This is a genomic window from Pedobacter jeongneungensis (genome assembly GCF_000633455.1).
GTDB classification, from domain to species: domain Bacteria; phylum Bacteroidota; class Bacteroidia; order Sphingobacteriales; family Sphingobacteriaceae; genus Pedobacter; species Pedobacter jeongneungensis_A.
Genome location: NZ_AYMG01000028.1, coordinates 121,750 through 143,972, shown reverse-complemented (window position 1 = coordinate 143,972; position 22,223 = coordinate 121,750). Strand labels below are relative to the sequence as shown.

Annotated in this window: 18 protein-coding genes; 8 read left to right on the top strand and 10 right to left on the bottom strand. The window is 37.8% G+C overall.

Features of this window, described 5'->3' with window-relative positions; genetic code table 11:
- Positions 1–5 precede the first annotated feature (5 nt).
- From U859_RS0123555 to U859_RS0123535, 5 genes are all read right to left on the bottom strand, one after another.
- Complete coding sequence (locus U859_RS0123555; RefSeq protein ID WP_025145731.1) at positions 6–3,017, bottom strand: SusC/RagA family TonB-linked outer membrane protein; 3,012 nt, start codon at positions 3,015–3,017, stop codon at positions 6–8.
- Positions 3,018–3,391: 374 nt separating this feature from the next.
- On the bottom strand, positions 3,392–6,295 hold the full coding sequence (locus U859_RS0123550) for a triple tyrosine motif-containing protein (protein ID WP_240183088.1): 2,904 nt from the start codon (positions 6,293–6,295) through the stop codon (positions 3,392–3,394).
- Between the two features lie 200 nt (positions 6,296–6,495).
- The gene (locus U859_RS0123545) at positions 6,496–6,846 is read right to left on the bottom strand and encodes a four helix bundle protein (protein WP_025145729.1); all 351 of its coding nucleotides are present in this window, start codon (positions 6,844–6,846) and stop codon (positions 6,496–6,498) included.
- A gap of 127 nt (positions 6,847–6,973) precedes the next feature.
- Entirely contained in the window at positions 6,974–7,909 is a 936-nt protein-coding gene (locus U859_RS0123540; protein WP_025145728.1) for a rhodanese-related sulfurtransferase, read from the bottom strand.
- 147 nt (positions 7,910–8,056) lie between these two features.
- Entirely contained in the window at positions 8,057–10,504 is a 2,448-nt protein-coding gene (locus U859_RS0123535) for a DUF5686 and carboxypeptidase regulatory-like domain-containing protein (RefSeq protein WP_025145727.1), read from the bottom strand.
- 247 nt (positions 10,505–10,751) lie between these two features.
- Between U859_RS0123535 and kbl the strand changes: the two genes are divergently transcribed.
- From kbl to U859_RS0123515, 4 genes are all read left to right on the top strand, one after another.
- The gene (gene kbl, locus U859_RS0123530; protein ID WP_025145726.1) at positions 10,752–11,939 is read left to right on the top strand and encodes a glycine C-acetyltransferase; all 1,188 of its coding nucleotides are present in this window, start codon (positions 10,752–10,754) and stop codon (positions 11,937–11,939) included.
- A gap of 148 nt (positions 11,940–12,087) precedes the next feature.
- Complete coding sequence (pheS, locus tag U859_RS0123525; protein WP_025145725.1) at positions 12,088–13,128, top strand: phenylalanine--tRNA ligase subunit alpha; 1,041 nt, start codon at positions 12,088–12,090, stop codon at positions 13,126–13,128.
- Positions 13,128–13,538, top strand: coding sequence for a hypothetical protein (locus tag U859_RS0123520; protein ID WP_025145724.1), 411 nt, complete (start codon positions 13,128–13,130; stop codon positions 13,536–13,538). Before pheS ends, U859_RS0123520 begins: the two co-directional genes overlap by 1 nt.
- 1 nt (position 13,539) lies before the next feature.
- Entirely contained in the window at positions 13,540–14,115 is a 576-nt protein-coding gene (locus U859_RS0123515) for a TetR/AcrR family transcriptional regulator (protein ID WP_025145723.1), read from the top strand.
- Between the two features lie 131 nt (positions 14,116–14,246).
- On the opposite strand, the gene U859_RS0123510 is transcribed toward U859_RS0123515, so the two are convergent.
- The 5 genes from U859_RS0123510 to carA all read right to left on the bottom strand — a co-directional run bounded on the left by U859_RS0123510 (position 14,247) and on the right by carA (position 19,504).
- A complete protein-coding gene (locus U859_RS0123510; protein WP_025145722.1) occupies positions 14,247–14,930 on the bottom strand; it encodes an XAC2610-related protein in 684 nt (227 codons plus the stop codon).
- 55 nt (positions 14,931–14,985) lie between these two features.
- A complete protein-coding gene (locus U859_RS0123505) occupies positions 14,986–15,942 on the bottom strand; it encodes a Fic family protein (protein ID WP_025145721.1) in 957 nt (318 codons plus the stop codon).
- Between the two features lie 118 nt (positions 15,943–16,060).
- Positions 16,061–17,137 carry an ABC transporter permease gene (locus U859_RS0123500; protein ID WP_025145720.1) on the bottom strand — a complete coding sequence of 359 codons (1,077 nt, stop codon included), beginning with the start codon at positions 17,135–17,137 and terminating at the stop codon, positions 16,061–16,063.
- A gap of 195 nt (positions 17,138–17,332) precedes the next feature.
- Complete coding sequence (locus tag U859_RS0123495) at positions 17,333–18,097, bottom strand: ABC transporter ATP-binding protein (RefSeq protein WP_025145719.1); 765 nt, start codon at positions 18,095–18,097, stop codon at positions 17,333–17,335.
- A gap of 294 nt (positions 18,098–18,391) precedes the next feature.
- Positions 18,392–19,504: a glutamine-hydrolyzing carbamoyl-phosphate synthase small subunit gene (gene carA / locus U859_RS0123490; protein WP_025145718.1), complete on the bottom strand. Its 1,113-nt coding sequence runs from the start codon at positions 19,502–19,504 to the stop codon at positions 18,392–18,394.
- 35 nt (positions 19,505–19,539) lie between these two features.
- On the opposite strand from carA, the gene U859_RS32090 reads away from it, so the two are divergent.
- The 4 genes from U859_RS32090 (at position 19,540) to U859_RS0123470 (ending at position 22,115) form a co-directional block, all read left to right on the top strand.
- Positions 19,540–19,677, top strand: coding sequence for a hypothetical protein (locus U859_RS32090; protein ID WP_162800023.1), 138 nt, complete (start codon positions 19,540–19,542; stop codon positions 19,675–19,677).
- A gap of 266 nt (positions 19,678–19,943) precedes the next feature.
- On the top strand, positions 19,944–20,759 hold the full coding sequence (gene panB, locus U859_RS0123480; RefSeq protein WP_025145717.1) for a 3-methyl-2-oxobutanoate hydroxymethyltransferase: 816 nt from the start codon (positions 19,944–19,946) through the stop codon (positions 20,757–20,759).
- A gap of 131 nt (positions 20,760–20,890) precedes the next feature.
- Positions 20,891–21,577, top strand: coding sequence for an RluA family pseudouridine synthase (locus U859_RS0123475; protein ID WP_025145716.1), 687 nt, complete (start codon positions 20,891–20,893; stop codon positions 21,575–21,577).
- Between the two features lie 109 nt (positions 21,578–21,686).
- Positions 21,687–22,115, top strand: coding sequence for a hypothetical protein (locus U859_RS0123470; protein WP_025145715.1), 429 nt, complete (start codon positions 21,687–21,689; stop codon positions 22,113–22,115).
- The last annotated feature ends 108 nt before the right edge of the window (positions 22,116–22,223 follow it).

The following is a 22,223-nucleotide window of genomic DNA, read 5'->3' as shown; positions in this document are numbered from 1 at the left end:
GTCGATTAGAAAGTTACGTTAACTCCAAAGTTGTAGGTAGCAAACAAAGGGTATACATTGGTATCAATACCTGCATTAGTTGGTGTTCCACCTACCTCTGGGCTAAATCCTTTGTATCCAAAAATGTTAACTGCATTCTGTGCGTTTAAGAATACCCTTAATCGTTGCATTTTCCATTTATTAACAATTGCAGTGGGCAGGCTATAACCAAGTTGGATATTTCTCAATCTGATATAATCGCCTTTTTCAATATAAAATGAGTTTGGAGCATTGTTAAGGCCACCTGCTAAATCTGCAGAAGGATAGGTATTTGAAGTACCTGGGCCCGTCCAACGGTGATCAAAGAAATCTTTAGTGTAGTTTTCGTTACCAAATCTACTGCTCAGGTTTGCATTAAATACATCTACATCGGCCACACCTTGTATATCAACAGTTAAATCAAAGTTTTTGTAAGCAAAGTTTGTATTTAATCCATAAGTAAATTTAGGATTTGGGTTACCAAGGACAACCCTGTCCCTTAAATCTATCAGTCCATCACCATTGATATCAGCATATTTAAAATCACCCTTTTTAAAGCCTGGCCATGCTGCAGCTTCTGCATCTGTTTGGAATACACCGGCTACCTGATAACCATAGAATTCTCCAATAGCCCTGTTATTAACCGTTCTGGTAGAAACATAGCCACTGGTTAGGCCTCCGCCTCCTTTGTAAATTGGGTTTGCTCCTGAAGTAACGTTTAATACTTTATTATTATTTATTCCCAAGTTTCCACTGATTGAATAAGTTAATCCGCCTGATGTTTTATCAGCCCAGGTTGCCAAAAATTCGAAACCACGGTTTTGAATATCTGCCTGATTGGCAATAATAGAACTGTTTACGGTTCCTAAACTTCCTAGAACCGGGATGTCGAATATCGCCTGTTCAGTTTTTCTGTTGTAGTAATCCAATTCAACATTTAACCTGTTTTTTAAGAAACCCATTTCAAGGCCGATGTCAGTTCCTGCACTTCTTTCCCAGAAAAGGGTTGGTGGCACAAGGGTTCTGATACTGGCTCCTGTATACGGAATCCCGCCAAAAATTGCAATTAAAGCAGCAGTTTGATCTACTGTTTGAGTTGATGGATTAAATGGAACTCCTGCATTACCCACTTTACCCCAGCTTCCTCTTAATTTTAAATTACTGAAGATGTTCTGATTTTTCATAAATTCTTCGTTGCTGATTACCCAGCCTGCTCCGATTGAAGGGAAATTACCCCAAACGTTATCAGATCCAAAGAATTGAGAAGCACCATCTCTTCTAATTGATGCATTTAATAAATATTTGTTTTTGTAACCGTAATTAACTCTTGCAAAGTAAGAAGTAAAGGTACTAAGCTCTCCTTTATCTATAATGCTTCTACTTGCGGCATCACCTAATGCTAAATATAAATCTCCTTCTGAGGTGTAAGGAACATTTTGTGCATCAGCGTTTATGGTATACATTTTATTTCGCTGAGCAGTTTGACCTGCCAAAACAGTTAAACTATGATCGTTCCATTTTTTATCAAAGGTTAAGGTATTTTCAACTAACCAGTTTCTATTCTCAATACGGTCTATGTCAAGTTTACTTATAGTACTGAGTTGGGTGTTGGTAGCTTTATATTTAGGTACATAACCTCTAACTTCTTCCTGTCCAAAATCTCCACCAATACTGGTTTTAAAAGTAAAATTTTTAAGGAATTTTAACTCCGCATATACGTTACCATTAATTTTGTATTTGGTTGTATTTTGATTGAAGAAGTCCAAAGTAGCCTGTGGATTCATGTTGCTTCCATTTCCGAGGTTAAATGCATTTGGATCGCCATAGCTACCATCTGCATTAAACACAGGTACAACCGGCGATGCCGCATACATTGCTCTGAAAATAGATGTAGGTGCATCTTTTGATTTACTATAAGTTCCTGCAACATTGTAACCGATTTTTAATGGCTCAAAAATCTGGAAATCGTTAGCTAATCTTACCGTATAACGTTTATAGTTATTGTTTTTTACAATTCCGTCCTGATCAAGATAACCTAATGAGAAATTGTATGTTGACTTGTCACTTCCTCCACTTATTGATAACTGATGATTGTTAACCATAGCGGTTCTCAAAACCTGATTGTACCAATCAGTTCCTTCACCAAGGTTAGTATTTGCAAATAAAGGGGCTGCTGGCGGGGATTGAAGACTATAAGCTTCGTTTACCAAAGTGGCGTACTCACTTGCATTTGCCATTTCTACCTGATTGGTTACTTTTTGAACACCAACAGATCCATTGTAATTAATTACTGCATTTCCTTTTTTACCTTTTACAGTAGTTACCAGAACAACGCCATTTGCAGCACGGATACCGTAAATTGATTGTGATGATGCATCTTTTAAAATACTGATGTTCGCAATGTCTGCCGGGTTTAAAAAGTTGATGTCGTCGTACCATACACCATCCACTACGTATAATGGTCCGGTTTTTCCATAAATGGTACTTGTACCACGTATTGTAATTTGTGGTGAAGAACCAGGAGTACCGTTATTGGTAATAGATACACCAGCAACTTTACCCTGTAATGCACTTACCGGGTTTACTGAAGCCTGTTTAGATATGTCTTCGCCTTTTACTGTTCCTACCGCTCCTGTAACATCAATTTTTCTCTGCGTACCATAACCCACAACCACAACCTGCTCTAACTGTTGTGTTGATGATACTAATGATACATTAATGGTAGTTTGATTATTTACAGCCTGCTCAAGTGCTGTATAACCTACAAAGTTGAATACTAATGTAGCGTTGGCCGGCGCGCTAAGGGAGTAGTTACCGTTTCCATCTGTTTGTGTGCCGCCTTGTGTGCCTTTAATTAAAATAGATACGCCTGGTAATGGAGTTTTGTCACCTCCATCAATTACTTTACCTTTTATGGTAATGTTTTGCGCTAATGCTACGTTAATTGTTAGCAAACAAAATGCAGCGAGAACAGAAATTCTTGTAAAGATTCTTTTCATGCTTTATTATAAATTTTAGTTTAATTGTTAGTTAAATGTGAGGTTGTTTTTGCTGATGTGCAAGTGTTTGTACCTCTACATTAATACATCATATCGCTTTGTGGGGTATCTCACATCATTAAACCAAATGCGATTTTAGCCTAAAAACGCAGTTTTTTGGATTTTAACATAATATTAACATATACACAAGTGTACAAATAACACTAAGTGTTTTGTGGGGTTATAAAAACGACCATGAGAGGTAATGATGTAGTGTTAATTCTGTAAGGAAGAGTAGAATTAGGCTGTATTGTTGTTTTTTGTATGTTTTATCAGTGTAACTTTTGCTCAGTTTTACAGCTCAAAAATGCAAGAAATAGAGCTGTTATAAAGGATTAAAGTTCCATCAAAAATTCTGTTAAATTTTTATCGTGAGGTACTTCTAGTTTTTTACGTAAACGGTATCTGCGGATTTCTACCCCGCGTAAACTGATATTCAATAGAGATGACATTTCTTTACTGCTCATATTCATCCTCAGGTAGGCGCAGAGTTTTAAATCATTCGGAACAAGGTCTGGATGCTGTGCTTTTAATTTTTTAAAGAAACTTTCGTGTGCCTCATTAAAGCTGTTTTCGAACAGGTGCCAATCCCGCTCATCATTCATACCATCATTAATTACTTTCTGGATTTTGCGTGTTTGATCATCAGAAAGCTTTTTGCCATTCTCATCCTTTAATTTGGTGATTTCGTCACTCAGTTTTTGAAGCAGCTCATTCTTGTAAACCAGGGTCATGGCAGAATTGGCCAGTTCCCTGTTTTTTGAAGCCAGCTCGGCCTGTAGTTTTTCTGTTTGAAGTTTGATAATCTGCTTCTCGTTAGTTTCAGCTTCTTGTTTTAATATTTCTTCCTGCTCTGCCTGCAAACGGTCGCTTATTTTCTGACTATCCCTTTGCAGCTTTCTTTCATAAATTTTCTTGCCCATAATCAGTACGATCACAAACAGAACCGCATAAAACAATATGGCCCAGTTATTCAGGTACCAGGGGCGTAAAATGGTAAACTTATAAACGGTTTCTTCACTCACCGTACTGTCATCTATCTTTGCCCTAACCTTAAAAACATAGTTTCCTGCACTTAAATTGGTAAAATCTTTTTGTGGGGAATAACTCCAGTCAGACCAGGCGCGGGAGTAACCTTCTAAATAAATCTGGTATTTAACCTTAGCCTGACGGTAATAGGGCAATGCGTAAGAAATACGGATATTGTTACGGCTGTTCTGGATCTCGGTTGCTTCCTCACTGTTCCCGGCCTCACTAATAAGTGAAAATTTATCGGTAATATCCTCTACACGCCTGATCAAAACAGCAGGAAGTTTTTGTTTCTGCTGGTTGAGCTGCGCAGTTGGGTTGTAAATTACGAAACCATCATCTACACTGATCAGGTAAATGGAATTACTGATGCGGCTGATGTTTTCATAATATTGTACCATTCGGCCATCTAAAATGCTGAATTGGTTCGAATCTATTTCTACCTTTCCCGGCTCACTAAAATTGACCAAAGCTGTTTTACCATGGTTAATAAACCAATATTTTTTGCCGCCAGCATTGATAATTTTATTGGACGATTGGAATGAACCAAGCTCTTTATTAAGCGCTGTGTATTTGGTAAATTTATCGCTTAACTCATCATAAGTATAAAAACCCGCATCTGAAGAAAAGACAATTTTGTTCTCTAAATTGAATATGTTGATGTTGTAATTGCCAGGCAAGCCATTCTTTTCGTCGAAATATTTAACACTGGTTACACTGTTGTAGTTTGGGCTTAAACTCAATTTATACAAGCCTTTATAGGCATGTGCTACCCAAATATCTCCTTTATTGTCTTGCTCTACATATCTTGATGGTGCATCAAATCCTCCAATCTTTGTAACAAATTTTAATCCCGAACCCGGAGATTCTGTAAAAAGCGAAAGTCCTGTATACGTACCCTGAACCAGGTAATTTGGATTAGAGTTTAGTTTTTTGATTGTCCAGCCTCCTGAAGTTCTGGATAACCAGTTAATTTGATCACCATTTACTTTGAATGTACCGCTATTGTGTCCACAGATTAATTCATTATCAATAATGGCCAGTTCCCAAACCTGTCCCTGCGAATTTGGGATCAGTCTAAAATTAAAGGGCAGCAGGTTATCAGGTGACCACTCACTGTAAAACAAACCCTGATTGGTACCCAGATAAATCTTATTGTTAAATATAATGCTTGAATAAACCGTTCCAAACTGTCCGGTTTTATCGAAATAGAAATATAAGGGCGAATTAAGCTCTATACGGTCGATTCCATTGTCAAGCCCAGTCCATAGGTTTTGTTCGTTATCGGCATATAAACTTAAAACGGTATTGTTCTGTAGCCCGCTTGATTTATTGATCCGCTGCACGACCCTTCCGTTTTCATCAATAATAATTAAACCGTTGAGGATGGTGCCGTAAGCAAAGTATTTGCCCAATAAACTTACCCCATTGTTAAGCTGATAGGTTTTTAAATAACTGTTTGCTGGTGTATTTAAAGGTGCAAAATCTTTACCATTATAAGTAAATAAGCCATTTTTGCTGGTGCCGATAATGAAGCCATCAGTTTTATAGGGTAAGATAGAAAGAATACCTTCTTTACCCAGTTTCTCGCTGTTTGGAATGTGGATCAGTTTGTTCCCAACCAATTCGAATAAGCCTTTTTCCAATACCTCGATAAGATACCTGTTGCGCACTTTATGCAGAAACAAAAAGGAAGATGGCGATTTTACCACTTCGATTTTATTGTTTTTGTAGATGAAGATTTTGGAAAAAGACTGAAAGATAACCCGATCCTGGTCTACATAAATTTTCCATACCTCATCATTGATTTTGATACCTTTTGGCAACAGATTAATGAGTGAATTATAACTTAATTTGTTGCTTCTAATTGCCCAGAAACCAAATTCGCCAAAACCACCGGTATAAATTCTTCCTTTATTGTCTGTAGCCACCGATCTAACAATCTGCCGGTTGGGAAGCTGGTATTTCTGCCAGTAACGGCCATCAAAAGTGAGAAGTCCTTCAGCATTGCCAAAATACATTACGCCATTTTTATCTTTTGTGATGCTCCAGTTTTGATTACCGGACGAATAAACAGATTTGGGGTAATTTTCGATGTAAGGTACACCAATGCTTTTAATTTCTGATGCATAGGTATTTAAGGTGAAGCACGAAAGCAGTAATAGGAAACGGAAATAGTTTAGCATAAAATGGTTACTGGATAAAGCCATTATTACACAAAGTAAATGAAAAATTGTTTAATACAGGCGATAGTTTAATGGTAACCTAGGGTTGATGGTTTTTTTAGTTGATGGTTGATAGCCAAATTGCTTAGGCAATTCGTTCATGGTTATTGCTTTGTTGTCGGAGTCTAATCTATGGCTACCTGACAATCAACTATGAACCATCAACCAAAAATTAATTACCATTCTTATAGCGAAGCCTTCAACTTCGATATCATTTTACAAAGTTGTTCATACTCAGAATAAAGTCTTTTAAATTCGAGTTCGTTGATGTAATTTCTTGATGAAGCCATAAAAAGACAGCTTACCACTTCCAAACCAGAACGGACAGAATAGGTTAGAAACCTTTTAAATTCGGCTTTTGACTGGCCCATGCAGCCCTCAGCAATGTTAAGATTTACTGAATCTGCTGCTTTTTTAATTTGATTGGAGAGGCTGAATAGTTCTATCCGTGGGAAATTTTTTGCAATAATATCTATTTCGTTGCTGAGATTTAATGAAATTTGCCAAACTTTTAGTTCTTCAAATTTGAAAGCCATAACGTTGAATTTGAAATAAATATAATTATCTCTCTCCATATTATGGCCTCTAATATCGATTTATTCTATTGAATTGGATATCAACTATTGGACAATCGACCATGAACCAATAGGCAATAAGCCAGATCTAACCTTTCACTGCCACCGGCTGCGGAACCTTCACATAATAACCCGTACCATCATAAGGACGTTTGCGCGGATTGGTGGTGCATACCGTTGAGCAGCAGCCTTGCAATTCATCGCCGCACTCATCGCACTGGGTAATGTGCTCGTTACACTCCGGGTTGGCGCAATTGATCATTTTTGGCGTGGTTTTACCACAGTTGTAACAAACTGACACAATAGTAGGGTTTACCTCGTTTACATCAACAGCAATCCGGTTATCGAAAACGTAACATTTACCTTCAAAATCTTTTCCGCCAGCTTCTTTTCCGTATTTAATAATGCCACCATGTAATTGGTACACATCGTTAAAGCCGTGGTGCAAAAGTAGGGCAGATGCTTTTTCGCATTTAATGCCACCAGTGCAATAGGTTAATATTTTCTTGTCTTTATATTGGGCAAGCTGGTTAATCTGCTCAGGGAAATCACGGAAATTCTCGATATCAAGCGTTACTGCATTTTTAAATTTACCCAGGTTATGTTCATAATTGGAACGCACATCAAGGATGATTACATCCTCATCATCTTTCATTTTCATGAAATCAACCGGTTCTAAATGTTTTCCTGTTTTTTCGTTCGGATTAATAATCGAAGTATCTCTTAAACCTGAATGTACAATCTCTGATTTGTAACGGCAGTGCATTTTCAGGAAAGAAGGCTCTTCAACATTATCGATCTTAAATTCGGTTTTGGCAAACCGCTCATCAGCATGTACGGCTTCCATATAAGCTTCACAAGCTTCAGCGGTACCAGAAACAGTTCCATTTAAACCTTCATCGGCTACGATAATACGGCCAACTAAATCCAGTGATTTACAAAATTTAAGGTGATCGGCAGCAAATTGTTCTGCCTCTGCTATGTAACTATAGCAATAGTAAAGTAGTGTTTGATATTTTTTCATAACGCTGTTGATACCGTTGCAAACGGCGTTTAAAGCGGGGCAAAGATAGTAAAAAAGGTTGAAGGTGAAAAAAAGAAAGGTTGAAGGTGGAAAGGTTGAAGGTCGAGGGTTTACCTTCAGCCTTACTGCCCTCTGCCTTCAACCTCATCAGAAGCCGTAAGATATTCTAAATCCTTGGGTTAACTTGGTGCCACCATCATAAGCGAAACCGTAACTGGCCCTTAATACCAGGCGCTGGATACCAAAGTAAAATTCTTTGTAATTTCTTTTTTCAGGTGAAGATAAATAACCCCCACCGATAAATTCTTCTAGTTTCGCTTTATGCAGTAAAGGAATTTTATTCATAAAGAAACCGGCGAAATTATGCTCTAAATGGGCTTCGAAATATTGTTGGTTGGTACTAAACTGATAAAAGTCTAAATATTGAAATTTCCTTAAATTAGGAGGAAAGATGGTAGAAATATTACCTGCGAAATGCTTGAAATCAGGATAATACATGTTTTTGTTATTCAGGAACTTGCCCACACCTGCCAAAAATGAAGTATAACCCCATAATCCTAATCCGATTCTGTCCTGAGAAACCTCAAGCTTTACAAAGTCATAATCAACATCACTGTTTAATACTCCATTAAATCCCTTTTTATACAATACAGTAATTTTAGGGAATTTTGATTCGGTGTAAAATTTGCCATCCGGGCGGGTAATGTATTTCTGTCCGAAAGTATAGGTTAAACTTGCCGTTGCACTTAATGAATTATAGGTAGGGAAAAGTGGCGTTTCTACCGTCGGACTAAAAGGGTTGTTCGAGGTAAAATCTCTTTCCTTGGCATCGATAATTTTAAACGTAGAGTTGTTGGTTAACGTTTTGTTCCGGCTGTAATCTACGCTTACGCTTCCCTGCAGGCCTGACGCCAGTTCTCGTGTGGTATTGATATTAACAAAACTCTTTTCATAAAACTTAGCGAAGTTTTTTTCATAAAATAATGAGTTGATGGTATTGCCCAGAGTAGTCATCGAGCCCAGGTTATTCAGATCGAAAATTCCGTTTCCGAACGAGGCTCCTACACTGGCCCGTTTAAGTGGGTTGTAATAATAACTGCCGGTTAAGCTTCCGGTAAGTTTTTGGTTTGCAAAACCATACCTTAGCTCAGGACGGATAGAATAAGATCTTCTATTCTCAAATTCCTTTCTATAAGTAACCCCATATTTGATGGCGAAACCTTCTACCGTATTATAAAATATAGCCCTAAGTACAGGGTCGAACGACCAGTACTCCTTATCATATCTATCGTTAACACTATATCCATGCAACAACAATTTGCCTATCCCAAATTTGTTATTGTCTTTTTCTAACGAATCGAGGTATTTTTTTGACTCTTTTAACTTGGCAACACTATCTTTTTTAACGTAGTTGATTTTCTCGTCATCAGTTAAAGGAATAGGTCTGTTGTTTTTCCAGTAAACAGAATCTTTCTTATTCACCATTTCGGTTACTTTTAGAATTTCGCCACTGAAAAAGTTTTTAGGAAACTGAGGATTTAGATTATAATTGCTATAAATACCTACAAAATAACCGGCAATTTTAAAGCCCAGTACATTGCCTGCAAATTGAAAATTAATAGAAGTTGGCATGTACACCTCATTCACTTTTGTAAATTGTTGACTAATGTTCAATGTATCGATAAAATTGATGCCTGAGTTTTTAGTAAGGTATACATCAGTGTTGTAAATTCTCCAGCTATCATCAACAATGTAAATAATGCCTCTGAAAACCGGGTCATTTTCACGGCGTGGGATAACTTCTATTTTATGGATGGTTTCTCCGTTTTCTTTGCTTTCGCCAAGTAACTTGTATTTATAATAAAAAAGGGCATTATCTGCAATTGGAGAAATAAAACCCCTGGCACTCAATTTATTTTCAAGCAGATAATTATCATAGAAATTAATTATCAGATCAGATGCTTTATTGAAACTGAAAGCATTGTTTCTACCCGCAACTTTTGATGAAATCATCTCCTCGTGCACATCATTAGGCCGTCTGAAATTAAACTTACTCTGCGATTCTGATAAATAAATGATGCCTTTCCGATTGGTATCGAGTTCTAAAACTTTTTGGATATCCCGCCCGAAAAACTTTTTAGGCGCACCCCTTAAACGCTGTACGCCTTTAATATAAACGTCACAACTAAAAGCCTTAACCTCATTTAAGTGCGTTTTTCTTTGTTTAATGGCATTGCGGATAATGGCATAGGCCGGATCTTCTGCATTTGCCCTGATATTTACATTTTCTAAAGTATAGCTTTCTGCCGTTAGTGTTACATTGAGCGAAAGATCTGCTGATACGTTTACAATGTGCTCTTGTTGTTTATAGCCTACTGCCCTGAAACTTAGCGTATGTTCCCCGCTTTTCAGTTTTACCGAATATTTTCCATCAATATTTGCCGAAGTTCCGGTTGTAGTATTCTTTAAATATACAGATGCAAATGGAACAGGCTGTCCATTGGTATCCTTAACTATGCCTGTAACTGTAAAATGTTGAGCAAATACAAAATTGGTGAGGCCGCAAAAAAATAGGAGTGCGCAAATTCTTATCATACGTAGATTAGTAAGCTATAAATATCGAATAACTTTTAAGACTATACATATAGGTAGGTGTTAAAGTTTGTTAACGACGAAAAAAAATAATTAAAGTGCAGGATTTTGTCATAAATAAAAATCATCATAACGATTATCAGATTAATCAAACGTTTGTCTGGTAAATATGTTGTTTAAATTGCCTTTTTAGGTCTAAAAAGACTTTTTTTTATAACTTTGGGCGTAAAATCAACCATATAAAAAGGCCATGTACAAAACATTACAACCAGTTCTTCAAAAAGAACTTGAAGAAATCGAAAACGCTGGATTATTTAAACGCGAAAGGATTATTGTTACGCCTCAGGGTGCCGACATTAAAGTAAGCGGCGGTGCTGAAGTAACCAACTTTTGCGCGAATAATTATTTAGGACTCTCTTCTCACCCAAAAGTGATTGAAGCAGCTAAAAAAGCAATCGACGATCATGGCTATGGAATGTCTTCAGTGCGTTTTATCTGTGGAACACAAGATGTGCACAAAGAATTAGAAGCGAAAATTTCTAAATTTTTAGGCACAGAAGATACCATTTTATATGCAGCTGCATTTGATGCCAACGGAGGGGTTTTCGAACCTTTGTTCAACGCGGAAGATGCGATTATTTCTGATGAGTTAAACCATGCATCTATTATTGATGGGGTGCGTTTGTGTAAAGCACAACGTTTCCGTTATAAAAATGCGGATATGGAAGACCTGGAAAAACAGTTGATTGCTGCCAAAGATTGCAGACATAGAATTATTGTTACCGATGGTGCTTTCTCTATGGATGGATCTGTTGCTCCACTAGATAAAATTGCTGATCTGGCTGATAAATATGAAGCCTTGATTATGATCGATGAATCGCACTGTACAGGTTTTATTGGTAAAAGCGGTCGCGGAACACACGAACATTTTAACGTGATAGATCGTATTGATATCATAACAGGTACTTTAGGTAAAGCTTTAGGTGGTGCGTCAGGAGGTTTTACTTCAGGTAAAAAAGAAATTATCGATATGTTACGTCAGCGTTCTCGTCCATATTTATTCTCTAATACCTTAGCTCCGGCCATTGCAGGTGCATCAATCGCGGTATTGGATATGTTGAGCGAAACTACCTCATTAAGAGATAAATTAGAAAGCAATACCAAATATTTCCGTGAAAAGATGACGGCGGCAGGTTTTGATATTAAACCAGGTTTCCATCCAATTGTTCCGGTAATGTTATATGATGCTAAGATTGCCCAGCAATTTGCAGCTAAAATGTTAGAAGAAGGCATTTATGTAATTGGTTTCTTTTACCCTGTGGTACCTCAGGGCAAAGCAAGGATCCGTGTACAGTTATCAGCCGGACACGAGCAACATCACTTAGATAAAGCAATCGCTGCGTTTACCAAAGTAGGTAAAGAATTAGGCGTAATCTAAAACTTATAGATCTGCTATAATTACAAAAGCCGCTTTAAGCGGCTTTTGTGCTTTATGGGTTCATTTTCTTTTATAATGATATTGTAAACAGATTATTTGAACCCGCTTACCTTAAAATTATTAGATAATTTGCTGTATATTTGGAGCCATGTTACAGGACAAAATAACACAATATACCGAAAAAATTAATGCTTTCGTAACTGAAAAAGCAGACGAGTTAGAGCAATTCCGTATTAAATATTTAGGAAGTAAAGGCGTAATTAAAGAGATTTTCGACGAATTCAAATCTGTTTCTGTTGAAGAAAAAAGATCGTTAGGTAAGGTTTTAAACGAGTTTAAACAACTTGCCGAATCAAAATATCAAACTTTAAAAGAATCTACCGAAAGCACTGATATCAAAAGTGAAAATTCAGAACTGGATTTAACTTTACCAGGAGAAGGTTTTGAAATTGGTTCACGTCATCCTTTAGCTTTAGTGCGTAGGGAAATTGTGGAGATTTTTGCAAAACTTGGTTTTACAGTTGCAGAAGGTCCTGAAATTGAGGATGATTGGCATAACTTCTCGGCATTGAACTTCCCTGAGGAACATCCTGCAAGAGATATGCAAGATACCTTCTTCATTAAAAAAGGTGGCGAAAAAGGCGACATCGCTTTGCGTACCCATACTTCGTCCGTTCAGGTACGTATGATGGAGCAGGGACAACCACCGTTCAGGGCAATTATGCCGGGCCGTGTTTACCGTAACGAAGCCATTTCGGCAAGGGCACACTGCTTTTTCCACCAGGTAGAAGGTTTATATGTTGATGAAAATGTTTCATTTGCAGATTTAAAGCAAACATTGTTCTATTTTGTACAGGAATTATATGGTGAAGGTACCAAAGTGCGCTTCCGTCCTTCATATTTCCCTTTTACAGAACCATCGGCAGAGATGGATATTTCTTGTACGATCTGTAAAGGAGCCGGATGCCAGTTCTGTAAATACAGTGGTTGGGTAGAAATTTTGGGTTGCGGTATGGTAGATCCAAATGTTTTGGAAAACTGTGGCATTGATGCTAAAAAATACAGTGGTTTTGCATTCGGAATGGGTATTGAGCGTATTACGAACCTCAAATATGAAATTAAGGATTTGCGTTTATTTTCTGAGAATGATGCGCGTTTCTTAAAGCAATTTAAATCAGCCTTAATTTAATGATGAAATATCTATACAGCATATTATTTGTTCTGGTATTAACTACAGGTTGTGGTAAAGCAGATGGTTACATTCCGGATGTGCCCGTAAACTATAATGTTACCTTAACAGAGTTTAGTATCAAAGCGGTAAATAATGTGTTGGTAGTGCCTAATAATGGTATTGGTGGGTTACTTATTGTTAAAACGCCACTTGGCACTTATGTAGCTTTCGATCGTTGCAGTACCGTAAATCCCGAGAAAATTTGCAAAGTAGCGCCTGATGATAGCGGAGTAACCGCAACCGATCCCTGCTCTGGTGCGAAATTTTCGCTATTGGATGGAAGTCCGCAAAAAGCACCTGCCGAGAAAAGCTTAAAAGCGTACAATATTTCGTTGCAGGGCAATACATTATTACACGTAAGCAATTAAAATGGAAGCTGAAAAAATAAAAGAAACAGTAAAAAAGGCTGCCAAAGAATTATTTAGAAAATACGGTTATCATAAAACCAGCGTAAACGAAATTGCCAAAAAGGCCCGCATTGCTAAAGCAACGATTTATAAATATTTTGAAAGCAAAGAGCAGGTATTGGATAGCATCCTGATGGATTATCTGGATCAGAACCTACACGAGATTTTAAATAATAAGGTAAGTTACGCTTCAGAAGAAGAGCATTTAAAAGCGCTGGTGATGAAAACCAGCCGTTTATCATTTACGGCCTGTAACGAATTTATCGGCTGGGATTTTGTGCGCGAAAATGCAAATTCACAGGAGTTTTTGAAACACTTATCTGATCAGCTTGAGGCTTTGTTATTAGCGGCTTACCTTCAATTGGATAATTTTAAGAATAACCCAGCCAGAAGAGAAGGGTTGGCTTTTTTGCTAAAAGCCAGTAAAAGCATTGTATTCTCTTTTGCGTTTACTTCGGTAAGCGATTCTGATGTGCGTAAAAACTTCGTGAGCTTCCAGAAAGAAATATTGCCGTTTTTAGTAAAAGCAGCGCTTTAAAAAGAAAAATCGTAATCCTGTTTAGAATGCGGTCGTCATGCTGAATTTATTTCAGCATCTTTCTTGCAGGATAGACCCTGAAATAAATTCAAGGTGACGGATCTAGGTTAGGGTAGTATATATTATCCGACTTATTGATTATAATAATCTTTCATCTTAAATTTTTGAACGGTTCTTTTCATTTTGCCATCAACCAGTTTTTGGGTAATTACGGTAACATAGTCGGCAATGCTCGAATCTTCAATTACAGATGAATCCTCGTAAAGCCCCTTTTTAGGGTCAAACTTATAGCTTATCGTCTTATCAAAACAACATCCGTCCTTTTGGTGGATTGATACCTGCTTTAATTTTTTATCTACGTCAAACATACCGAGGTTTTCGCTGGCCAGTTTGGTGAGTTCGTTGTTCAATAGAAACTTGTTTTCGGCCGCTGCCAAATAAACGTTATAAGATGGGCTCGAATATGCACCTTTACTGCCATTTCTGATCGCGATATCTTCAAGTCCATCAAAATTAAAATCGCCGAAAATTAAAGGCGTTTGGTATTTGCCTAATTCAAGCCAATCTAATTTCGCATTTTGTGTTTCTGTTAAGCCAAACTCCAGGTCATCTGAATGAAAAGTGTCTATTTCCCGATCTGTTGCTTTATCATATATAATGATAGTGGCTTTTCCATCGCAGGTGTTACTTTCGCACCTATCAACAAAAATTTTAGCCTTATATTGATTTGAACTATTGTTGGCGAGGAATTTAAACTGTGCTTTTGCAGTATTGTTGATTAATAGAATACTGCAAAAGATGATCAAATTTTTCATTAAATATTTTTTGGTAAAATTACATCATTATCAATCTGCAAAAAGTTAAAAAAAGTTAACGTTGCCTTTTGCGTGTTTTGATATAACTTTGCACTGCCGATTTTGTAGTGAGCCAATCCCGACCTTCTTTGTATGCATCTATTTTACCCTGCCTTGCCAATAAACTCACGTACTCCTGCCCATAGGGTACATCAGGTCCTGAAACAATATGAGAAATTGGTTCATAATCGCCATAAGTATTATTGGGCAATGCATTAATATAGATATTTAACGAGCGCTCCAGAGCTTGTAGCATTAATAAACAGAGTTTATGGTACTTGCCCTTATTGGCCTGGTTAAGTGCTTCGTAATATTTCTTTCTGTCGTTTTTGAGGATAATAGCAGGGGGGAAGCCTTTACGCATAAGTAAAAGATTCATTGCCAATCTTACTGTACGACCATTACCATCAAAAAAAGGATGGATCCAAACCAGTTTATGGTGGAAAATAGTAGACAATACAATATCATTTAACCCCAGTGGATTATCGTTAATAAAAGTGATCAGCTGATCTAATAGATTAGAAACCTTATTGGCATTGGGAGGAGTAAAATTGGCGCCAACAATACGCACACCTCCGTTTCTTAAGCGGCCCGCATAATCATCTTCGATGCTCCGGAGTACCAAACCATGTAATGATAAAATGTCAATGCTTCTTAGTATATAGTTTTTATTTATTAATGTGTACAGGTAATCGATAGCTTTTTCGTGGTTGTAGGCCTCAAAATGCTCTCTTAAGGATTTGCCTTTAACCGTCATGCCTTCTTGTAAAACCATCTGGGTTTCTTTAAGGCTTAGGGTGTTTCCTTCTATGCTGTTGGAGTTGTAAGTCCACTCGAGGGTAAGGTCTTCTTTGATGCGATGCAAGGCACTATTGGGCAAGGGCCTCGAATTTTCCAATTTGGCCTTTTTATCGTACAACCTATCTATTTGTTGTTGTAGCTCTTCTAAATCCCCTAAATCAAAATCCCACATAATCAAATGTACTAATTATCGGTTAAATTAAAAAATAACATTATCCGATATTAAAATTTTACCCAAAAAAAAAATGATAACCTATTGGTTATCATTTTAAAATATGTTTATAGGCAGTTTATTCCCACTTAAATACTTTCACGGCTACGGCATAAATACCAATTCCCCAAAGTAAAAGGATCATAATCTGGAATTTAACGTCCCATAAGCCTACACCTTCGAAAGCTACTTTGCGCATGGCATCGTTTAAATAGGTGAGGGGTAAAGCCCTGCTAATGGGCTGTAGCCAGCTTGGAAAAGCTTCTATTGAAAAAAATGTGCCCGAAAGTAAAAACTGTGGTAAAGTTACAATATTGGATATTGGAGGTACCATACTTTCGTTTTTGGCAATGCCCGAGATAATAAAGCCAAAACCCATAAAAACAATAATACCCATTGTGGCCAATATAAGCATATTGACGACCGTGAGCGCCCCGTGGACGAGTGTAAAGCCAAAAAAGAAGTGACCAATTAAAATGATAAATAATGCGCCGATTAAAGCAAAGCCGATACGTGCAATACCTTCGCCAATTACAATGCTAGAACGCCTCACAGGCGTTGCGAAAAAGCGTTTAATTACTAAAGTTTGGCGGAGGCTTAAGAATACAAATGCGGTTCCGAAAACCCCTGTACTTAATAATGAAAAACCCAGCTGCCCTGGAAGGATAAAATCGATGGTTTTATACTCGCGGCCGGTTATGGTGCTTTCTTTTATTTCTGCTACGGTTGGCTTTAAAGTTTTATCGTAAAAGATATTATTTAAAACCGATTTTAAAATGCCGCCTTTATCCCTTGATGCCGAGGTGTATACAACATTAACTGAATAAGCAGCAGAATTTACTTTTCTATGCACATCAATCATCGCATCAACATTGCCTTTTTCTAACAATTTAGCAAAGTCTGCTTTCGATTTATCTTTAACCAAACGGATCATACCTGTTTTTTCAAGCATACCCATTACCGGGTTATTTACATCTGAGCCAGGTGTTATGCCCACATCAATATGTGTTCCGCCGCCGCCCAAAAAGCCAAAAACGAGGATAAATATTAAAGGAAAAGCAAGGGTAAATACCACCGCCGATGGGCTCCGCATAATAGACCGGAAACTCGCTTTGGCAAGGGCTAGGGTTGCTGTAAGGTTATTATATTTTTTCATTTACTATTTTTATTAATAGTTGCACTGTTTTGTGTTTTTAAACCTGATCCGATAGCTATCGGATGAAGTGTAAATCCTTTTTGCCGAGTATCTTTTAACTACATGATGAATATTTGCAAAAAGATTGCAACGAAAAGCGGGACTAACGGTAATTGGAATACTGTCCTTGCTTTTCAAAGGATCTTGAAATTTAAACTATTCACGCCATTCCTGACCAGTAAGATTAATGAAAACATCTTCCAGGTTAGCTTTTTTAACTTCTTTTTTGCGTTCAAAACCACTGCTTACCAATTTATCGATCAGGTTATCCGGTGTATCCAAAGCGATGATCTGCCCGCGTTCTACAAAGGCCACGCGATCGCAGAGCTGTTCTGCCTCGTCCATATAGTGGGTAGTAATTACAACTGTAGTGCCTGCATTACGGATATCGATGATCAGATCCCAGAGGTTTCTGCGGGCCTGTGGATCTAAACCTGTTGTAGGTTCATCCAGGAAAATAATTTTGGGTTGGTTAATCAGGGTAGTGGCGATGGAAAAACGCTGTTTTTGTCCGCCCGACAGTGCTTTGTATTTTGCTTTGGCCTTGTCCTGAAGATTTACTTTTTCAAGCATTTCCATTGGTTTGATGTTGGCACCATATAGACCTGCAAAAAGTTCGATCAGTTCTACCAGGTTAAGATTTGGATAATAACCAGCGGCTTGTAACTGCACGCCGATAATCTTTTTAATGCTGTGCGCCTGTTTATCAACCGAAAAGCCATCAACAATAATTTCGCCTGATGTTTTATCTCTTAAGGTTTCGATAATTTCGAGTGTGGTGGTTTTGCCGGCACCATTTGGACCAAGCAAACCAAAAATTTCGTTTTCGTAAACTTCAAAACTTAAGCCCTGAACGGCCACAAAATCATCGTACTTTTTTACCAGGTCTTTAACGCTGATAATGGCTTTCTTTGTTTCCATATTGCGAATGTAAGGAGCTTTAAATGAATTGAAAATGAATTTTAACCGGGATTACTGAAAATGTCGGTAAAATGATGTTTTGAGCAGGCGAAATAGTTTGAAAAAAGAAATCTGCGGATCAGCAGCTTGTTTTTGCCGCAAATCCGCAGATCGTTTTTACTGTTTATTGGTCATTAGTACATTGGTCATTGGTTTTTAAGCTTTCGCCCCAAACCTTCTAGCTCAACCTAACTTCGTCTTTAAGCTTTAGTCTTTCACCTTAAACCCTCCGCCTTCCGGCCTTCTACCTTAATCCTACCAAACTAACTCGCCTTTCATTACTTCAACAAAATCGTCGAATAAGTAACGTGAATCGTGTGGGCCTGGAGAAGATTCAGGGTGGTATTGAACCGAGAATGCTTTTTTGCCTTTAACACGGATACCTTCGATTGATTTATCGTTTAGGTTAACGTGCGTAATTTCTACTTTATCAGAGTTTCTCACCTCATCAGGAATTACACCAAAACCATGGTTTTGTGAAGTAACTTCGCAGTGGTTTTTAATAATGTTTTTAACCGGGTGGTTTAATCCACGGTGACCATTGAACATTTTCATGGTGCCGATACCGTTTGCTTCGGCCAATAACTGGTGACCTAAACAGATACCGAACAAAGGTTTGTCTTCTGCTAATATATCTTTGATGGTTTCTACCGCGTAAGGCATTACCGATGGATCGCCAGGGCCGTTAGAAATGAAATAACCATCAGGGCTGAATTTATCCATTTCGGCAAAAGTAGTTTTAGCCGGGAAAACCTGAACGTAGATATCGCGGTTTTCGAAACTGCGCAAAATGTTTTTCTTGATACCCAAATCTAAAGCGGCAACTTTTAAGCTCGCTTCCGGGTTACCATAAAAATAAGGTTCTGTTGTACTTACTTTTGATGAAAGTTCTAAGCCCTCCATTGAAGGTACTTCAGCCAATTTTTGCTTTAATTCTTCTAAATCAGTTATTTCTGAAGAAATAATGGCATTCATGGCGCCTTTATCCCTGATGTGGCGAACCAGTGCACGTGTATCGATATCAGAAATGGCAACTAAATTATCATTTTGGAAATAATCCTGGATTGATTCTGTTGCTTCTTTACGGCTATAAACAATGTTGTAATTTTTACACACTAAACCAGCAATTTTGATCGAACCTGATTCGATTTCATCTTTGTGGATACCGTAGTTCCCAACATGGGCGTTGGTAGTAACCATTATCTGTCCAAAATAACTTGGATCGGTAAAAATTTCCTGGTAACCTGTCATCCCGGTATTAAAACAAATTTCTCCAGTAGTGGTTCCAATTTTTCCGGCCGCTTTGCCGTAAAAAACTGTGCCATCGGCCAGTAATAAAATCGCAGGTAACTTGGTGTAGTTAGTCATGGTAATTACAATATGGATTTTGATTTAAAAAAGAGTTGAAAAAAGAATGGCTTTCGGCATTAAAGCCGTATTTGCAGGGTGCAAAAAAAGATGAATATATCCCTTCCATTTCGGGGTACAAAGATAGAGTTTTAGATTGGGAATGTAAAGAGAAAAATCAAATTAAGGTGTAAAGGTTGAAGGCATAGGGTATAAGGTATCAGAATGTCGCCCGCCAAACCTTTTACTCTTTTAAGGCTGATTAACGCCAAACCTTAAATTTTATTTCTTTTTTATAGCGTAATGGCTGAGGATAGGGAGTAGGTTGATTGCCCCTAAACCTTAAACCATTTTTCTTACACCTTTTAAGGAGCACGGCCCAACCCTAAGCCTTATGCCTTCTACCTTTTACCTTTATTTAAAGAAAAAACAATACTTTTGGCAACACAAAACAAATCCCATGTCGGTACATAAAGAAATTAAACGCATCACTACGCACATTTTACAGGAAATGAAACAACGTGGTGAGAAAATATCAATGCTAACGGCCTACGATTATTCAATGGCAACCATTTTGGATGATGCAGGTTTAGACGTTTTATTGGTTGGCGATTCTGCTTCTAATGTAATGGCTGGTCACGAAACGACTTTGCCTATTACCCTTGATCAGATGATTTACCATGCTGCATCTGTAATCAGAGCGGTTAAACGTGCTTTTGTGGTAGTCGATCTGCCTTTTGGTTCTTACCAGGGAAATTCAAAGGAAGCTTTGAACTCAGCGATCAGGATTATGAAAGAATCGGGTGCACATGGTGTTAAATTAGAAGGTGGCGAAGAAATTATCGAGTCGGTTCAGCGCATCATTACTGCAGGTATACCTGTAATGGGGCACTTAGGTTTAACCCCTCAATCTATTTATAAATTCGGAACCTATACTGTTCGTGCAAAAGAAGAGGAAGAAGCAAATAAATTAAAATCTGATGTTCTGGCTTTACAGGCAGCAGGTTGTTTTGCAATTGTATTGGAGAAAATTCCGGCGGCTTTGGGTAAAGAAGTTACAGAAAGTTTGCATATTCCAACCATTGGTATTGGCGCGGGGCAGGCATGCGATGGCCAGGTGTTGGTGGTAAATGATATGATCGGTTTAACCAAAGGGTTTAAGCCACGCTTTTTACGCCAGTACATTAACCTTTACGACGAAATTTTAGGCGCTGCGCAATCTTATATCCGCGACGTAAAAGGAAATGATTTTCCGAACGAGAGAGAACAATATTAAGTCATGAGTCCTAAGTCTGGAGTCATGAGTCTGAAATTTTGCTCATCAGTTAAACAATTAACCAATAAACTTTTGCATTAGGCAATTTGCTATCAAATAAACTAATGACGAATCAACCAATGAACTAACTAATGCCAATTACCGATAACGACATTCTTTTTGAAGACAATCATTTAATTGCCATTAATAAAAGGGCGGGTGATATTGTACAGGTTGATGAAACAGGTGATGAGCCTTTGGATGAACAGGTAAAAAAGTATATCGCTAAAAAATATAATAAACCTAATGGCGCTTTTTTAGGGGTGGTGCACCGTTTAGACAGGCCTGTAAGTGGTGTAATCTTATTCGCTAAAACCAGTAAGGCTTTAGAAAGGATGAATGCCGTATTTAAAAACCGTGAAGTAAAGAAAACCTATTGGGCGGTGGTAAAGAACAAGCCCGAAAAAGAATCAGCTACTTTGATCCACTGGCTGGTTAAAAACCCGCAGAAAAATGTGGTTTCTTATTATAATACTGAAGTTATCGGAAGTCAGCGGGCTGAGCTTTCTTATAAAGTAAAGGCAAAAGTAGGCGATTATTACCTGTTGGAGGTTGATCCTTTAACAGGGCGTTCGCACCAGATCAGGGTACAGTTATCCTCAATGGGCTGCCCGATTATGGGAGATAACAAATATGGTTATCCTCGGGGAAGTAGGAAGGGCAGTATCTGTTTGCATGCCCGCCGGTTGCAGTTTATACATCCTGTTAAAAAAGAACCAGTAAATATATTTGCCAAATTACCTGTTGATGGTTTTTGGGAACGTTTTGAAGATTTATAAGTAGTAATCACTATACATTAAGTATTAAAGGAGATTTGGTTGAGTATTTAACCGGATTTTTGTGATTTGGCACAATATTTAGTCATCTTCGGGCTAAAACCAAATCAAAATGAAATACAACATTTTATCAATCGCTGCAGTTGGCTTGTTGGCCACTACATTAGTTTCTTGCGACAGCACTAAAAAAACAGAAACAACCAAAGATTCGAGCAAAATTGCCGTAAACGGCGATACGGTTACCAAAGTTACTACCACCACCACTGAAACTGTTAAAACCAATGTTCCTACTTTCTCGAGTGAAGAAGTAAACAAAGGTTTGGCTGAGTATAGCAAACTAAAAGATGAATATGTTGCGGCTGTAAAAAGTAAAAATGCAACAGAAATTAAAGCCATTAGTGATAAATATACCGCCTGGGCAAATCAGGCAACTGGCTGGGCTGCCAAGTTAAAACCTGATGAAATTCAAAAATATTCTGATTATGTGCTTAAATTAACTGAAGAGTGGAGCGCTGCAGCAAAGGATGCTGTGAGTAAATAGTGAATGAAAGCTAAGAAAGGTCGTCATTTCGACTGAAGCGCAGCGAAACGGAGAAATCTTTAAACTATGTGAAAGATTTCTCCATTGCGGTCGAAATGACGATTTATG

Coding starts and splice junctions, on each gene's coding strand:
- U859_RS0123535 (WP_025145727.1), bottom strand. CDS start 10,504: ATGATAAGAATTTGCGCACTCCTATTTTTTTGCGGCCTCACCAATTTT.
- U859_RS0123550 (WP_240183088.1), bottom strand. CDS start 6,295: ATGGCTTTATCCAGTAACCATTTTATGCTAAACTATTTCCGTTTCCTA.
- kbl (WP_025145726.1), top strand. CDS start 10,752: ATGTACAAAACATTACAACCAGTTCTTCAAAAAGAACTTGAAGAAATC.
- U859_RS0123500 (WP_025145720.1), bottom strand. CDS start 17,137: ATGAAAAAATATAATAACCTTACAGCAACCCTAGCCCTTGCCAAAGCG.
- panB (WP_025145717.1), top strand. CDS start 19,944: ATGTCGGTACATAAAGAAATTAAACGCATCACTACGCACATTTTACAG.
- pheS (WP_025145725.1), top strand. CDS start 12,088: ATGTTACAGGACAAAATAACACAATATACCGAAAAAATTAATGCTTTC.
- U859_RS0123470 (WP_025145715.1), top strand. CDS start 21,687: ATGAAATACAACATTTTATCAATCGCTGCAGTTGGCTTGTTGGCCACT.
- U859_RS0123545 (WP_025145729.1), bottom strand. CDS start 6,846: ATGGCTTTCAAATTTGAAGAACTAAAAGTTTGGCAAATTTCATTAAAT.
- U859_RS0123520 (WP_025145724.1), top strand. CDS start 13,128: ATGATGAAATATCTATACAGCATATTATTTGTTCTGGTATTAACTACA.
- U859_RS0123510 (WP_025145722.1), bottom strand. CDS start 14,930: ATGAAAAATTTGATCATCTTTTGCAGTATTCTATTAATCAACAATACT.
- U859_RS0123475 (WP_025145716.1), top strand. CDS start 20,891: ATGCCAATTACCGATAACGACATTCTTTTTGAAGACAATCATTTAATT.
- U859_RS0123515 (WP_025145723.1), top strand. CDS start 13,540: ATGGAAGCTGAAAAAATAAAAGAAACAGTAAAAAAGGCTGCCAAAGAA.
- U859_RS0123555 (WP_025145731.1), bottom strand. CDS start 3,017: ATGAAAAGAATCTTTACAAGAATTTCTGTTCTCGCTGCATTTTGTTTG.
- carA (WP_025145718.1), bottom strand. CDS start 19,504: ATGACTAACTACACCAAGTTACCTGCGATTTTATTACTGGCCGATGGC.
- U859_RS0123540 (WP_025145728.1), bottom strand. CDS start 7,909: ATGAAAAAATATCAAACACTACTTTACTATTGCTATAGTTACATAGCA.
- U859_RS0123505 (WP_025145721.1), bottom strand. CDS start 15,942: ATGTGGGATTTTGATTTAGGGGATTTAGAAGAGCTACAACAACAAATA.
- U859_RS0123495 (WP_025145719.1), bottom strand. CDS start 18,097: ATGGAAACAAAGAAAGCCATTATCAGCGTTAAAGACCTGGTAAAAAAG.